This window comes from Bradyrhizobium australafricanum, from assembly GCF_020329495.1.
In the GTDB taxonomy this organism is placed as follows: domain Bacteria; phylum Pseudomonadota; class Alphaproteobacteria; order Rhizobiales; family Xanthobacteraceae; genus Bradyrhizobium; species Bradyrhizobium australafricanum.
This window is the reverse complement of the sequence record NZ_JAGKJL010000005.1, coordinates 38138-52138: the sequence shown is the minus strand read 5'-3', so window position 1 is coordinate 52138 and position 14001 is coordinate 38138. Positions and strand designations below refer to the sequence as shown.

Here is a 14001-nt window from a genome sequence, read left to right as displayed (position 1 = left end):
GAGCGCGACCCCGGACCCATAACCACAGGACGTGGTGATTCAAAAAAGCTGGGGCCACAGCGCGGCGCAACAGCCAACATTTGTGGTTATGGGTCCCTGCTTTCGCAGGGACGACGATAGAATTATTCGCTCCGCCCCGTCCCGTCATTCAGCCAGCAGGCGACCTGATGCGCCGGGCCGGCCGCCTGCAGCGCCGGGCGTTCGACCTTGCAGCGATCCATCGCGTAACGGCAGCGGGTGTGGAAGGCGCAGCCTGAAGGTGGATTGATCGGACTCGGCACATCGCCGTCGATCAGGGGCGCGGTGCGTTTCGCCTTCGGGTCGGCGATCGGCACCGAGGCGAGCAGCGCCTGGGTGTAGGGATGGCGCGGATTGGCGAACAACTCGTGCTTGTCGGCGATCTCGACAAGGCGGCCCAGATACATCACCGCGACGCGGTGGCTGATATGGGCGACGACCGCCAGATCGTGCGCGATGAACAGGTATGAGAAATTCTGCTTGCGCTGCAGGTCGATCAACAGGTTGATCACCTGCGCCTGGATCGAGACGTCGAGCGCGGAGACCGGTTCGTCGCACACGATCAGCCGCGGCCCGAGCGACAGCGCACGCGCGATGCAGATGCGCTGGCGCTGTCCGCCAGAGAACTGATGCGGGAAATTCTTCATCTGGTCGGGTCGCAGGCCGACTTGCTGGAACAGTTCCGCGACGCGCTCCTGCTTCTTCGCGCCCGTCGCAAGGCCATGCACAATGAGGGGCTCGCCGACGATGTCGCCGGCCGTCATGCGCGGGTTGAGCGAGGCGAACGGATCCTGGAACACGATCTGCATCGAGCGCCGGTACGGCCGCAGCGCGGTCTTGCTGAGCGGTGCGATGTCCTCGCCATCCAGCTTGATGGCGCCGCTGGTCGGCTCGACCAGCCGCAGCACGGTGCGCGCCACCGTCGACTTGCCGCAGCCGGATTCGCCGACCAGGCCGAGCGTCTCGCCGGCGCCGAGCGCGAAGCTGACGCCGTCGACCGCATGCACGGTGCCGACCTGCCGGCGCAGCACACCGCCGCGCACCGCGTAGTGCTTGACGAGGTCGGTCACCTCGAGGAGCGGGCGTTGTTCGGTCATGACGCCTCCGCCATCTCGCCGGCGCGCCAGCACGCGGCCCAGTGATTGCTCTTGATCTCGTCGAGCGGCGGATATTCCTGGCGGCAGCGGTCGACCGCGAGCTTGCAGCGCGGCGCGAAGGCGCAGCCGGGCGGCAGCTTGGTCAGCGACGGCACCATGCCGGGGATTTCGACCAGCCGGACGTCGGCCTTCGCGTCGGGCGAGGGCACCGCGGGGATTGAGGCCATCAGCCCGCGGGTATAGGGATGCAGCGGCGTCTCGAACAAGGATTCAACCGTCGCCTCCTCGACCTTCTTGCCGGCATACATCACGATCACGCGCTGCGCGGTCTGCGCGACGACGCCGAGGTCATGGGTGATCAGGATCAGCCCGGTGCCGAGCCGCTGCTGCAGATCGACGATCAGCGCCAGGATCTGCGCCTGGATGGTGACGTCGAGCGCCGTGGTCGGCTCGTCCGCGATCAGGAGCGCCGGCCGGCACGCCAGCGCCATCGCAATCATGGCGCGCTGGCGCATGCCGCCGGACAGCTGATGCGGATATTCCTGCGCGCGGCGCTCCGGCTCCGGGATGCGCACCAGCCGCAGCATGTCGACGGCCTGCTTCCAGGCCTCCTTGCTGCTGACCTTCTGGTGCAGCCGCACCGCCTCGATGATCTGGTCGCCGATCCGCATCACCGGATTGAGCGAGGTCATCGGCTCCTGGAAGATCATCGAGATGCGGTTGCCCCTGATGTCGCGCATCGCGGCTTCGTCGAGCTTCAGCAGATCGGTGCCCTCGAGTGTCACCGAGCCGCCGACGATGCGGCCGGGCGGATCGGGCACCAGACGCATGATCGACAGCGCGCTGACGCTCTTGCCGCAGCCGGATTCGCCGACGATCGCCAGCGTTTCGCCGCGGCGGACCGAGAACGAGACATCGTCGACCGCGCGGAACAGGCCGGAGTTGGTGAAGAACACCGTCTGCAGGTTCTTCACCTCGAGAACCGTATCGAGCGTCTTGGCCTCGCTCATCAGCCGCGCTGCCTCGGATCGAGAATGTCGCGCAGTGCGTCGCCGAACAGATTGGTGCCGAACACCGCAAGGCTGATCGCAATGCCGGGGAAGATCACCAGCCACGGCGCGGTGCGGACATATTCGGCGGCGGATTCCGACAGCATGCGACCCCAGGACGGATAAGGCTCGGGGATGCCGAGGCCGAGGAACGACAGCGACGCTTCGGTCAGGATAGTCGAGCCGAGCTGCGCGGTGGCGAGCACGATCAGCGGCGCGATGGTGTTGGGCAGCACGTGGCGCAGCGCAATCCGCATCTCGCTCATGCCGATCGATTTGGCGGCCTCGACGAACGGCTGCTCGCGCAGCGCCAGCGTGTTGGCGCGGATCACGCGCGCGACCGTCGGGATCAGGGGAATTGCGATCGCCAGGATCACGTTCGGCAGCGAGGGACCGAGCGCCGCGGTCATGACGAGTGCGAGCACCAAGAGCGGCAGCGATTGCAGGATGTCGGTCACCCGCTGGAACACGAGGTCGACCCAGCCGGAGAGATAGCCGGAGGCGAGACCCACGATCACGCCGAGCGTGGCGCCGAGCGTCGTCGAGCCGATGCCGACCGCAAGCGAGATCCGCGCACCATGGATGATGCGGCTCCAGACGTCGCGGCCGAAGGAGTCAGTGCCGAACCAGTGCAGCGCGGACGGCGCCGCCAGCCGGTGCGCGGAATCGACGCTGAGCGGATCGTAGCGGCTGATGACGTTCGCGAAGATCGCGGTCAGCACGAACAGCAGCATGATGACGAGGCCGACCGTGCCGAGCACATGGCGCTGCGCGAGGAACGCAAACCGTCCCCAGCCGCCGGTGGCGTTGGCCCCGGCACGTCGCAATTCGCTGTCGAAATTGATTGTTGCCACGTGCTCAGTCTCCAAACCGGATACGTGGATCGATTGCCGCATAGAGCATGTCGACGATGAAATTCACCACCACCACCACGACGGCGATGAACATCACGAGGTTCTGCACGATCGGGTAGTCACGCCAGCGCAACGCCTCGACCAGGAAGCGGGCGATGCCGGGGATGTTGAACACAGTCTCGGTGACGATCAGGCCGCCGATCAGGAACGCGGCCTCGATGCCGATCACGGTGATGACCGGCAGCACCGCGTTCTTCAGCGCGTGGTGATAGTTCACCGAGGCCTCGGAGGCGCCCTTGGCGCGCGCGGTGCGGATATAGTCCTGGCGCAGGATCTCCAGCATCGAGGAGCGGGTGATGCGCATGGTGAGTGCCGCGCTGCGGAAGCCGACCGCCATCGCCGGCACCGCATAGATGGTCAGCGCCTCGATCCAGGTTTTCGGGTTCGGATTGAAGATCGGCATGGTGCCGAACAGCGAGACCGAGGCCATCAGGATTAGCAAGCCGAGCCAGAATGACGGCAGCGACAGGCCGCTGAGGCTGACGACGCGCAGCGCATAATCGAGCCGTGAGCCCTGGTGGACGGCGCTGATGACACCGAGCGGAATGCCGATCGAGGCGGAGAACAATAGCGCCAGTCCGGCAAGCCGCGCCGTGATCGGAATCCGCGGCAGGATTTCCTCCAGCGCCGGCTTCTCCGAGACGTAGGAATAGCCGAGATCGCCGTGCAGCAGGCCGCCGATCCAGTGCAGATACTGGATCACGATCGGTTGGCTCAGGCCGAGCTCACGCTCGAGATTGGCCTTGTCGGCGGGATCGACGAAGCCCGCGGCGTCGAACAGGATGTCGACGATGTTGCCGGGAACGACGCGCAGCAGCACGAAGATGATGACCGAGATCCCGAACAGGGTCACGAGCATCAGGAACAGCCGCCGCACGATATAGGCAAACACCCTGGCTCTCTCCCTGATCCCGCCTGTGTCTTGTCTTCCGACGCGTTTTCGTTACGCGAACCGGTATTCACTTCGCCCGAAAACGCTAGGCCTATTTGTCCAGCCAGACGTCTTCGTAACGATAGCCGTTATAGGAGCTGTTGGACATGATCGTGACATTCTTTACGTAAGGCTGCCAGCAGGTGCCGGTGCGGGCGTGGAAGATGATCGGACGCGCAACGTCTTCCTGCAGCTTCTTGTCGATCTCCCAGACCAGCTTCTTGCGCTTGTCGACGTTGGTCTCTTCCGACTGCTGGTCGAACAGCTTCTCGATCTCCTTGTTGCAGTAGTTGGTGTAGTTCCGCTCCGAGCCGCAGGCATAGTTCTCGTAGAACGACTGGTCGGGCTCGTCGACGGCATTGCCGGTGAGGTTGAGGCCGAGCGAATAGTCCTTGCGGGCGATCTTCGGGAACCATTGCGCGGTGTCGACGACGTCGAGCTCGCCGTCGATGTAGATGCTCTTGATCTGGTCGATCAGGATGATCGCGGGATCGCGATAGACCGCGATGTTGCGGGTCGAGACCTTGATCTGCAGGTGCTTGTCCGGGCCATAGCCCGCCTTCTGCATCAGCTTGCGGGCTTCCTCGCGGTTCTTCTCGATGTCGGGACCGTAGCCGGGGATCTGCTCCAGCATGTCCTTCGGCATCGCCCACAGCCCGTCCGGTGCCGGCTCCATTGTACCGCCGATGTCGCCCTGGCCCTCGAACATGATCTGGATGAACGCCTTGCGGTCGAGCGCCAGCGCCAGCGCGCGGCGGATGTCGAGATTGTCGAACGGCGGCGCGGTCGAATTGATGATGATGTTGGTGGAGACGTTGTTTGGTTCCACCATGCAGACCGCATTGGGCGCCTGTGACTTGACGTCCTTGAGCAGCGGGATCGAGACCTCGGTCGGGAACGTCATGTCGAACTTGCCGGAGACGAAGCCGAGGATCGCGGTCGAGCGGTTCGGGATGATGGTGAACTCGATACCGTCAAGATAAGGCAGGCCCTTCTTGAAATAATCCGGGTTCTTGGTGAGCTTGATCGACTCGTTGGCCTTGAACTCGACGAACTTGAACGGACCTGTGCCGACCGGCTTGGTGCGCATCTCGGCCGGCGACACATGGCAGGGATAGACCGGCGAGTAGCCCGAGGCGAGCAGCGATAATAGCGCCGGCTGCGGCCGCTTCAGCTTGAACGACGCCTCATAGTCGCCATTGGTCGTGACCTCCTCGACTTGCTCGTACCAGGACTTGCGCGGGTTCTGCCGGAACTTCTGCTGCGACTTGCCCATCAGCATGTCGAAGGTGCATTTGACGTCGGCTGCGGTGAACGGCTTCCCGTCGTGCCATTTCACGTCCCTGCGTAGCTTGAAGGTCAGCGTCTTGTTGTCGCCGCTCCAGGCCCAGCTTTCCGCAAGCTCGGGCCGGATCGTGCTGGCGCTGTTCTGGGCGATGTGCTGGTCGAAGATGACGAGATTGTTGAAGATCGGCATGAACGGAACGTTCAGCGAATAGGTCGCGCCCTCGTGGATCGAGGCGCTGCCGGGGCTGTCGCGGTGATAGATCCTGAAGATGCCGCCCGGTTTCGGCTCGGCTGCGCGTGAAACGTCGCTGATGATCAGCACAGACAACACCGCGACGGCCAGCGCTTGCACGCTCCGCATGGTCCCCTCCCACATTTCGGTCTCAATGGCCGATTGGCATCGACGATACCACGGTGAGGCTGTCGGGCAACCAGCGAGGATCGCGCGGGGATTGGCAATTCGGATGACCCCACAACATTAAAATTTCCGCGGATCGGGAATAATGGCTGTGATTGCGGGGAACCTGGGTTGTTTTGCTATGCAGCGGTAGAACTCCAATCGAATTCGATTGCGGACGCCGATGCGTGCGACGTGAAGCGGGCCGCAATCAGCGACAGTATGTCGCCGACGTGTCGCACAATTTCTTCTTCCGTCATCCTGAGGTGCGAGCGGAGCGAGCCTCGAAGGATGCACGGCCACCAGCCGGGCCGTTCATCCTTCGAGACGCCGCTTCGCGGCTCCTCAGGATGACGGTATGACTGGTGCCACATCACGCTCACTCAGCCGCCTGCGGCGAGGGCAGGTGCATGTTGGCGACGCCATCGGCCTCGGTCGCCGAGATCGTGGTGCGAATCATCAGGCGGCCCTCATGCGCCGGCCAGGGGCGGCCGCGATGCATGGTGGCCCGGTTGTCCCACATCACGACGTCGCCCTGCTTCCATTGATGCAGATAGCTGACGCCGGGCACGGTCGCGGCTTCGGTCAATTGCTCGATCAGCGCCCTGCCGGCCTCGGCATCCATGCCCTCGACGCCATAGGCATGGGAGGCAAGATACAGCGCGCCGCGGCCGTTGACGGGATTGCGCCAGACCATCCGCCGGCATACCGGCGGCAGCGCGTCGACTTCTTCAGTCGTTGCGAGGCCGGTGGCCACCTTGCTGCGCGAATGCGCGTAGGAGTGCCAGGCGAACGCGTTCTCCAGCCGACTTGCCGCGTCCTTGTCGAGCCGCTCGAAGGCAAGCCGCATCGAGACGAATTCGGTCTCGCCGCCATGTTCAGGAATGATGCGCGCCGACAGGATCGAGGTCAGCGCCGGCACCTGCTTGAAGGAAGAGTCGGTGTGCCAGAGCTGGTTGGCCCTGGCGCGCAGCTGCTGCCGGTGATCGGATGGAACCACCTTGCCGTCGGGCCCGAAGGTCGAGAGGATCACGAAATGCGAACCGGTGCCCATCGAACCGACCTTGGTCACTTCGGGCGGACCGAACCGGCGCGAGAAGGCGAGCTGGATGTCGTCACTAACCTCCTGACCGCGGAACACCAGCACCGAATGTTCCTCGAACGCCGCGCGCACCGCCGCATAGGCGGTATCGCTGGCGGCAACGTCCGACAGCGTGACGCCGCGCAGCTCGGCACCGAAGCCAGGTTTCAGTGGGATCACTTCCATCGCAAGTCCTCCCTTTTCTTTGTTGTTGCGGCGAGGTTAGGGGAAAAGCCCGCCATCGGCAACGCGGCCCCTCAGCCCATTGCGATCAGATTGTGCCGCGTGCGCCGGTCGGCGACCTCGATGCGATGTGTAATGAAGGCGAACAGCGCCCAGCTGGAGTGGAAGGCGATACCGGCCAGAATCACGATGGTTCCTGGAATCGGACCGATCGAAGCGCGGTCCCAGATCGCGCCCATCGTGGTCAGCGGCAGCGGGTGGATCGCCAGCTTGCCGTAATAAGCGATGGCCTGGATCGCGAAGATCCAGCCATAGGTCCGTCGCAGGCGCCGGCCGATCGCTCTGACATAGCTGATGTGATAGCTGGGGCGGCGGTAGTCGTTGGCGAGCAGTTCGGTCCAGGCTGCGTTCGGTGTGGGGCCCTCGCCGCGGATCATCGGCGCGTAGAAATCGGTTTCGAGCAACCGCGCCCGGGCGCGCCAGACGTTGAAATAGCGATAGCGCCGCGCCTCGAATAGCAGGAACACGGTTACCAGCAGTCCGACCAGGACCATCGGCAAGGGCGAAGCCTCTGCGCTGCTATAGGTCGCCGACAGCGCGATCCCGGTCGTGACCACCGCCCAGTTGGTCGAGCTGTCGAGACGGGTGCGCCAGACCGTGCTGCGATAGACCTCGCCACGATAGAGATGGGCGAGTGCACCGATCTCGGCGGCAGTGAATTCGAGCCTTCCGGCCTGCACCGGCTCCGGCTCGCGCGGCTGGGGCGATGGCATGGCGGCCTCCGGCGAAGCTGGCTTACGATCCCGGAGCATAGCGCGAAATCCGCGCGACCGGCGAGTCCGTTGCGTCCGTCGGCTTGGTTGGCAGCATCAGTCTGGATGCCGCACCGCCGCTCACACGATCCGCGAGGTCTTGTTGCCCCAATAGCGGTCACGCAGCAGGCGCTTGTAGAGCTTGCCGGTCGGCAGCCGCGGCAGCTCGGCTTCGAAATCCACCGAGCGCGGCACCTTCTGGCGCGACAGCGCGCCGGCGCAGAACGCGATCAGTTCCTCGGCGAGGTCCGGCCCCGGCGCGATACCGTCGACCGGCTGCACCACCGCCTTCACTTCCTCGCCGAGATCGACATTGGGTACGCCGAACACCGCGGCGTCGGCGACCTTGGGATGGGTGATCAGGAGGTTCTCGCATTCCTGCGGATAGATGTTCACGCCGCCGGAGATGATCATGAAGGTGGCGCGGTCGGTGAGATAGAGGAAGTTGTCGTCGTCGACATAGCCGACGTCGCCGACCGTGCTCATGCTACCGTCGGGCGAGCGCGCCTCGCTGGTCTTGGCGGGGTCGTTGAAATATTCGAATGGCGTGGCGGTCTTGAACCACACGGTGCCCGGCGTTCCCTTGGGGCAGGGCTGCATGTTCTCGTCGAGGATGTGCAGATCGCCGAGCAGGACCCTGCCGACGGTGCCGCGATGCGCGAGCCACTCCTCGCTGTTGCAGGCGGTGAAGCCGAGGCCCTCGGTCGCGCCGTAATATTCGTGGATGATGGGACCCCACCATTTGATCATGTCGTCCTTGACCAGCGCCGGGCAGGGCGCGGCGGCATGGATCGCGATCTCGAGGGTCGACAGATCGTAGCGGGCGCGAACCTCCTCGGGCAGCTTCAGCAGACGCGAGAACATGGTCGGCACCAGCTGGCTGTGGGTGATGCCCCATTTCTCGACCAGCTGCAGATAGCGCTCCGGATCGAAGCTCTCCATGATGACGACCGTGCCGCCCATCCGGATGGTGAGGTTGACCGCGGCTTGCGGCGCCGAGTGGTAGAGCGGCGCCGGCGAGAGGTAGACCATGCCCTCGCGGTAGTGCCAGAGCTTGGTCAGGAAATCGAACAGCGGCAGGTTCTGCGACGGCGGCTGCTCCGGCAGCGGCCGCACGATGCCCTTGGGCCGGCCGGTCGTGCCGGAGGAATACAGCATCGCGGTGCCGGCATATTCGTCCGCGATCGGCGTTGACGGCAGGCCTGCGGTGGCCTCTCGCAGTCCGACAATGCGATCGCTCTCGCTTTCGCCGTCGACCACGACGCAGAGCTCGACCCGCAGGCACTCCTTCAGCGCCTCGCGCGCGATGTCGAGCTTCAGCTTCGAGGTGATCAGGATCCGCGACTGGCTGTTGGTCAGGATGTAGGCGAGTTCGCCCGCGGTGAGGTAGGAGTTGACGCAGGTGAAGTAGAGCCCGGCGCGCTCGCCGGCGCCGCAGGCCTCGAGGTAGCGGTTGTTGTTCTCCATGAAGATCGAATAATGGTCGAGCCGACGCAGCCCCTGCTTGCGGAACAGATGCGCGAGCCGGTTGGAGCGCGCCTCGAGCTCACGATAGGTGACGGTCTCGCCGGTCCCGGCCATGATGAAGGCGGGTTGCAGCGGGCGCAGGTAAGCATGCTTGCCGGTATACATCGAACTCCAGATCCCCCTTGATCGTGCTTGTTCTTAGTTTGACGCGTTTTCTTCACGCGAACCGGTACCCACTTCGCTCGAAAGCGCTCTATGCAGCCATCTCCAGAATCTCGCGAACCTGGGATGGATCGTCGATCTTGCGCGGATTGCGCGGCACCCAGGGCGTTCGCATCGCTTGCGTTGCGATGCGGTCGAAATGCTCGGGGCCGACGTGGACCTCCCTGAGGCTGCGCGGCATGCCGAGGTCGCGGATGAAGCGGTCAAGCACGTCGCCGGCGTCCGCGCCCGCATGTCCCATTGCGGCCGCGACCAGCGCCTGCCGGTCAGCATTGTCGCGCTTGTTCCAGCGCATCACCGCAGGCAGCATCACGCACGAGGTATAGCCGTGCGGCACGTCGAACTCGGCGCCGAGCACGTAGCCGATGCCGTGGCTCGCGCCCATCGGCACGCCCGAGGCGAGCGGGCCGGTGGAGAGCCAGGTGCCGATCTGGCAATCCATCCGCGCCGAAATATCCTTCGGGTCGGCTTTCACCCGCGGCAGGCCGGCCGCCAGCATCTCGAGTCCCTTCAGCGCCTGCGCGTCGCCGTAAGGATGCGCCTCGCGCGAGCAAATGCCCTCGACGCAATGGTCGACGGCGCGGATGCCGGTCGACAGGAACAGCCATTCCGGCGTGTGCACCGACAGTTCCGGATCGAGGATGGTGGCGCGCGGCATCACCAGCGGATGGCGCAGCATCTCCTTCTGCCGCTTGGCCTCGTTGGTGACGCCGGCGATCGACGAGAACTCGCCGCCGGCGATGGTGGTCGGCACGCTGATCTGGCGCACGGTCGGTGGGTTCATCGCGGGCGAGACGCCGCCATGGGTGCGGATCGTCTCGATGCCGTCGGACGTCGTGACGTTGTTGGCGAGGCAAAGCTGCACCGCCTTGGCGCCGTCGGTGATCGAGCCGCCGCCGATCGTGACGATCAAATCCGCTTTCGCGCCGCGCGCCTGCTCCGCCGCCGCGATCACCGCGGCGCGCGGCGTATGCGCCGGCATCTTGTCGAAGGTGCCGACGCAGCGGCGCCCAAGCGCCGCGCGAACCTTCTCGATCTCGTCGGTCTCGCGGTTCAGCGTGCCCGACACCATCAGAAAGGCGCGCTCGGCGCCAATCCGGTCCAGCTGCTCGACGATGGCCTCACGCGCGGGCCGCCCGAACACGACCTCGTCCATGGCACCGAATACGACACGGCCTTGATGCAAGCGCCTGTCCTCCCTCAACACGGTCCGCCTTGCTGGCGGACCTTTGCGGCGAGGTTAGCGGAGGAAATCGGGGCCGTCATCAGGGCTCTGGGCCGGTGGTTTGATACGGTCGCGCCGCCCATTCCGCTGTCGTCCCTGCGAAAGCACTAGGGCATTTACACATCTCTTCGAGGCTAGAAAACCGAATCATCATCAAGGGGTTAGCTACTAGGCGAGAGCCGAAATCGGCGGGCGCAACCCTAGTGCAGATGAGTAAGTTCTCTGCGGTTTTCGGCCAACTCTTTGAGAAGACTCCGGAAAGACTGCGGAGGATATGTATATACGCTAGTGCGAAAGCAGGGACCCATAACCGCAGGGTTGCGTTGTTGAAGTGAGCTGTGGCCCGAGCGCTGGCTAAACAATTGGCATCGGTGGTTATGGGTCCCGGGTCGCGCTGCGCTTGCCCGGGACGACATCAAATATGTGGCGCTCGCGTGAGTCATACATCCGCATCCTCGCGGCGCGCTGCATCCGAGTCTTGCGTTTACTTGCCTCCCCCTGGAAGCAGAGGGCGCCCCGGAATGACGGTGAAAGCTTCAGGTCGAAATCGGATGACCGACAGAAATCTTGACGGCAACATCGCGGCGTGTGTTACACCTCGAAAGCAACAGGGACGTGCGCATGACATCGACCGTCGATCTCGCGAAACTGCATATTGACGACTTCACGCCGCATCAGGAAGCGGAGTTCGAGATGCAGGCGGAGAGGGATCGCGTCGTGCCGCTGAAGCTCGCCAAGGTCGAGCCCGCGGGCAACAGCGGCCGGCCGGGTGGCGCGTTCTCGCTGCTGTTCGCGGCGCCGAGGGGCGCGTGGCTGCCGCAGGCGATCTATCCGGTGCGCCATCCGGCATTGGGCGTGATCGAGATGTTCCTGGTGCCGATCGGTCCGGTCGCGGAGGGCAATGGTTATCAAGCGATCTTCACCTGACGCTCTGCCGCCCGCCAGCGCATCAGGTCGTAAACGCCCTTGTCTTCCTCGGTGATGAAGCCGAGCCGCCGGTAGAGCCGCATCGCCGGGTTGAGCTTCTCGACGTGGATCGAGACGTCCTTGCCGGCGGCCTTCGCCTCGTCGATCGCGTCGCGCAGCAACGCTTCGCCGTAGCCCCTGCCGCGATGCTCCGGCAGGAAGGCGATGTCGATGATGCGGTGCTGGCTCGGCCAGCGTTCGAGATAGAACCGGCCGACGTCTTCACCTTGGCGCGCGACCACCAGCCAATCGGCGTTCGGATAGTGCTGCTGGTAGTGCGCGTGCTGGGCGCGGAATTGCTGCTCGAGAAAGGCGGCCTTGTCGGCCTCGCTCCACGGCACCGGCGCAAGTTCCTCGGCGCGCGTCGAGGCATAGAGGCGGCGGAGGAACGGCAGGTCCGCCTCCGACAGGCGGCGAAAGCCGCAACCGACTTCGGCCGCGCGCGCCCAGCCGAAGGCGGGCGTGATGGTGCCTGGTGCGTCGAGAGCCAAAACGAGCTCAGCCTCGCGCCGGGAAGACACCCTGCAGTGCGATGCAGAAGTTCAGCGTGAGGTAAGGCTGCATGTTGTTGTGCGGAAGGTTGCCGCCCGTCATGCCGATCATGGTGGCGTTCATCTGCGTCAGTGTTGGCGCCGGGCTCCCGGGCACGTAGGCGAACGCGTTGGCCGATTTGCCGAGGATGCGGGTCGGGCTCGGGACTTGAACGTCGGCCGTGTCCTGCGTACCGACGTTCACGGGGTGGTTGTGCTGCGGTATCTGGTTTTGCAGCAGCGTCACATTGGGGGAGCCGATGGTCTCGCCGAGGTCATACAGCGACAGCCCCGGGCCCTGTCCGGGCGCCAGCGGCGCGTTGCCCTGCGTGTTGGGAAGCGCGAAATTCGTCGTGCCGTTGCCGCCATAAGTGACACCGAGCAGCGAGAACAGCGCCGTGTTCTGCGAGATCGGCAGGATCTGGCCGCTGCAGAAGGCCCAGCCCTTGGGAGCGAAGTTGAACGGAAAGATGCGGATTTCGGCGACGAAGGGGTCGGCCATGGTGTCGCGCTCCTAGCCCTGGCTCGGGAAAATGCCGTACAGCGAAATGATGAAGGTGACGCAAAGCAGCGGCTGCAAATTGCTGTGCGGCAGGTTTCCACCGGTATTCGTCAGCATTCCGCTTGCCATGGGCCCGTCGGGCGGCTGGCCGTCGATGTACATCGCGATGGTGCCGGTCGTCTGATCGAGAATATTTCCCTGCGGGTTCGACGCGGTGCCGGTCTGCTTCGCGGCGATGAAGGCGTGCGAATGCTGCGGGATCGCCTGCGTCGTGAGTGTTACGTTTTCGACGCCGCCAGTCTGCCCCATGACATAGGTCGTGCCGCTGCTGGCGGTGCCCGTGTGGATTGGCACACGGCCGCGCAGATCGGGGACCGCGAAGGTGGATTGGCCATCGCCGCCATAGGTGGTGCCGATCAGATTGAACAGCGCGTCGTACTGGGAGATCGCCAACAGGCTGCCGTCACAGAAATTCCATCCGACCGGGGCAAAGCTGCCGCCGAACATGCGGATCTCGCCTAAAAAGGATTCTGACATCGGCGCTTCTCGTCAATTCTGCGAGGGGAAAATGCCCTGGAGGGCAATGCTGAAATTGATCGTCAGGAACGGTTGCATGTTCTGATGGGCCTGGCTGCCGCCGGCATTGCCCACGGTCAACGGATTGAGCGGGGTGATGTCGGTCGTCGACGTGCTGTAGCCGTTGTTGAAGGCACCGAGATAGGCCCCCGAATCGAGCGGCTGGCTACCGTTGCTGTTGGTGGCGTTGGCCAAATGATTGTGCTGCGCCATCTCGTTGATCGTGAGCGTGTGGCTCTCCTCGCCGCCGCGTTGGCCGAGCGTATAGCCGGGGCCCATACTGATCGGCACCCGGCCTCGAAGGTCGGGCAGGCCAAAAGTGACGCGCCCATCCCCGCCATAGGTCGTACCTAGCAACGAGAACAGTGCCTGATTCTGAGCGATGGGAAGCAGTTGGCCGTTGCAAAATGCCCAACCCTTGGGCGCAAAGCTGAACGACATCATGCGGACTTCGGAAAGAAACGGATCGGCCATCGGTCCTCCGCGAATACGTCGTACGATTTGTGAAAAATTCGAAGCAATGATGCTGCGTGTGCAACGTCTGCACGATAGCGTGTTTTACGACTAGTGCAACCTCAACGATTGTCGGGTTTCCGCGATTTTTTCGATTCCGCGGCCGCGCGAGCCATTCGCAGTTCGCGACGAGATGGTATCGCCGCTGACGGGACCGTTGTCACGAATCGGACATGTCCAAGCGGACATCATGAGGCGATTGAAGTTTGCCGGGTCGACGGAAGCGCGGAT

14 protein-coding genes are annotated in these 14001 nt (G+C 64.2%); 1 reads left to right on the top strand and 13 read right to left on the bottom strand.

Going from position 1 to position 14001, the window contains the following annotated elements:
- Positions 1-122: 122 nt before the first annotated feature.
- The 9 genes from J6525_RS06620 to J6525_RS06580 all read right to left on the bottom strand — a co-directional run bounded on the left by J6525_RS06620 (position 123) and on the right by J6525_RS06580 (position 10644).
- Positions 123-1115 carry an ABC transporter ATP-binding protein gene (locus J6525_RS06620; protein WP_225642994.1) on the bottom strand — a complete coding sequence of 331 codons (993 nt, stop codon included), beginning with the start codon at positions 1113-1115 and terminating at the stop codon, positions 123-125.
- On the bottom strand, positions 1112-2125 hold the full coding sequence (locus tag J6525_RS06615; protein ID WP_225642992.1) for an ABC transporter ATP-binding protein: 1014 nt from the start codon (positions 2123-2125) through the stop codon (positions 1112-1114). Before J6525_RS06615 ends, J6525_RS06620 begins: the two co-directional genes overlap by 4 nt.
- Complete coding sequence (locus J6525_RS06610) at positions 2125-3018, bottom strand: ABC transporter permease (protein ID WP_016848340.1); 894 nt, start codon at positions 3016-3018, stop codon at positions 2125-2127. Before J6525_RS06610 ends, J6525_RS06615 begins: the two co-directional genes overlap by 1 nt.
- A gap of 4 nt (positions 3019-3022) precedes the next feature.
- Positions 3023-3970, bottom strand: a complete 948-nt coding sequence (locus J6525_RS06605; RefSeq protein ID WP_038387887.1) for an ABC transporter permease — start codon at positions 3968-3970, stop codon at positions 3023-3025.
- Between the two features lie 91 nt (positions 3971-4061).
- Positions 4062-5657, bottom strand: coding sequence for an ABC transporter substrate-binding protein (locus tag J6525_RS06600; protein ID WP_225642990.1), 1596 nt, complete (start codon positions 5655-5657; stop codon positions 4062-4064).
- Positions 5658-6072: 415 nt separating this feature from the next.
- Entirely contained in the window at positions 6073-6960 is an 888-nt protein-coding gene (locus tag J6525_RS06595; protein ID WP_225642988.1) for a TauD/TfdA dioxygenase family protein, read from the bottom strand.
- 71 nt (positions 6961-7031) lie between these two features.
- Positions 7032-7730 (bottom strand): DUF2270 domain-containing protein, encoded by a 699-nt coding sequence (locus J6525_RS06590; RefSeq protein ID WP_375166721.1) that lies wholly within the window; start codon positions 7728-7730, stop codon positions 7032-7034.
- Between the two features lie 120 nt (positions 7731-7850).
- A complete protein-coding gene (locus J6525_RS06585) occupies positions 7851-9401 on the bottom strand; it encodes an AMP-binding protein (RefSeq protein ID WP_225642984.1) in 1551 nt (516 codons plus the stop codon).
- An 88-nt stretch (positions 9402-9489) separates the two neighbouring features.
- Complete coding sequence (locus tag J6525_RS06580) at positions 9490-10644, bottom strand: iron-containing alcohol dehydrogenase (protein WP_225642982.1); 1155 nt, start codon at positions 10642-10644, stop codon at positions 9490-9492.
- Between the two features lie 660 nt (positions 10645-11304).
- Between J6525_RS06580 and J6525_RS06575 the strand changes: the two genes are divergently transcribed.
- Positions 11305-11610 carry a DUF6916 family protein gene (locus J6525_RS06575; RefSeq protein ID WP_225642980.1) on the top strand — a complete coding sequence of 102 codons (306 nt, stop codon included), beginning with the start codon at positions 11305-11307 and terminating at the stop codon, positions 11608-11610.
- On the opposite strand, the gene J6525_RS06570 is transcribed toward J6525_RS06575, so the two are convergent.
- The 4 genes from J6525_RS06570 to J6525_RS06555 are packed head-to-tail and all read right to left on the bottom strand — an operon-like array spanning position 11592 to position 13731.
- On the bottom strand, positions 11592-12140 hold the full coding sequence (locus tag J6525_RS06570; RefSeq protein ID WP_225162023.1) for a GNAT family N-acetyltransferase: 549 nt from the start codon (positions 12138-12140) through the stop codon (positions 11592-11594). The genes J6525_RS06575 and J6525_RS06570 overlap by 19 nt on opposite strands.
- Positions 12141-12147: 7 nt before the next feature.
- Positions 12148-12681 (bottom strand): phage tail protein, encoded by a 534-nt coding sequence (locus tag J6525_RS06565; RefSeq protein ID WP_225642978.1) that lies wholly within the window; start codon positions 12679-12681, stop codon positions 12148-12150.
- 12 nt (positions 12682-12693) lie between these two features.
- Positions 12694-13188: a phage tail protein gene (locus J6525_RS06560; RefSeq protein ID WP_225642976.1), complete on the bottom strand. Its 495-nt coding sequence runs from the start codon at positions 13186-13188 to the stop codon at positions 12694-12696.
- 42 nt (positions 13189-13230) lie between these two features.
- Positions 13231-13731: a phage tail protein gene (locus tag J6525_RS06555; RefSeq protein ID WP_092078974.1), complete on the bottom strand. Its 501-nt coding sequence runs from the start codon at positions 13729-13731 to the stop codon at positions 13231-13233.
- Positions 13732-14001 lie beyond the last annotated feature (270 nt).

Coding starts and splice junctions, on each gene's coding strand:
- J6525_RS06620 (WP_225642994.1), bottom strand. CDS start 1,115: ATGACCGAACAACGCCCGCTCCTCGAGGTGACCGACCTCGTCAAGCAC.
- J6525_RS06595 (WP_225642988.1), bottom strand. CDS start 6,960: ATGGAAGTGATCCCACTGAAACCTGGCTTCGGTGCCGAGCTGCGCGGC.
- J6525_RS06615 (WP_225642992.1), bottom strand. CDS start 2,125: ATGAGCGAGGCCAAGACGCTCGATACGGTTCTCGAGGTGAAGAACCTG.
- J6525_RS06555 (WP_092078974.1), bottom strand. CDS start 13,731: ATGGCCGATCCGTTTCTTTCCGAAGTCCGCATGATGTCGTTCAGCTTT.
- J6525_RS06575 (WP_225642980.1), top strand. CDS start 11,305: ATGACATCGACCGTCGATCTCGCGAAACTGCATATTGACGACTTCACG.
- J6525_RS06560 (WP_225642976.1), bottom strand. CDS start 13,188: ATGTTCGGCGGCAGCTTTGCCCCGGTCGGATGGAATTTCTGTGACGGC.
- J6525_RS06565 (WP_225642978.1), bottom strand. CDS start 12,681: ATGGCCGACCCCTTCGTCGCCGAAATCCGCATCTTTCCGTTCAACTTC.
- J6525_RS06590 (WP_375166721.1), bottom strand. CDS start 7,730: ATGCCATCGCCCCAGCCGCGCGAGCCGGAGCCGGTGCAGGCCGGAAGG.
- J6525_RS06585 (WP_225642984.1), bottom strand. CDS start 9,401: ATGTATACCGGCAAGCATGCTTACCTGCGCCCGCTGCAACCCGCCTTC.
- J6525_RS06600 (WP_225642990.1), bottom strand. CDS start 5,657: ATGCGGAGCGTGCAAGCGCTGGCCGTCGCGGTGTTGTCTGTGCTGATC.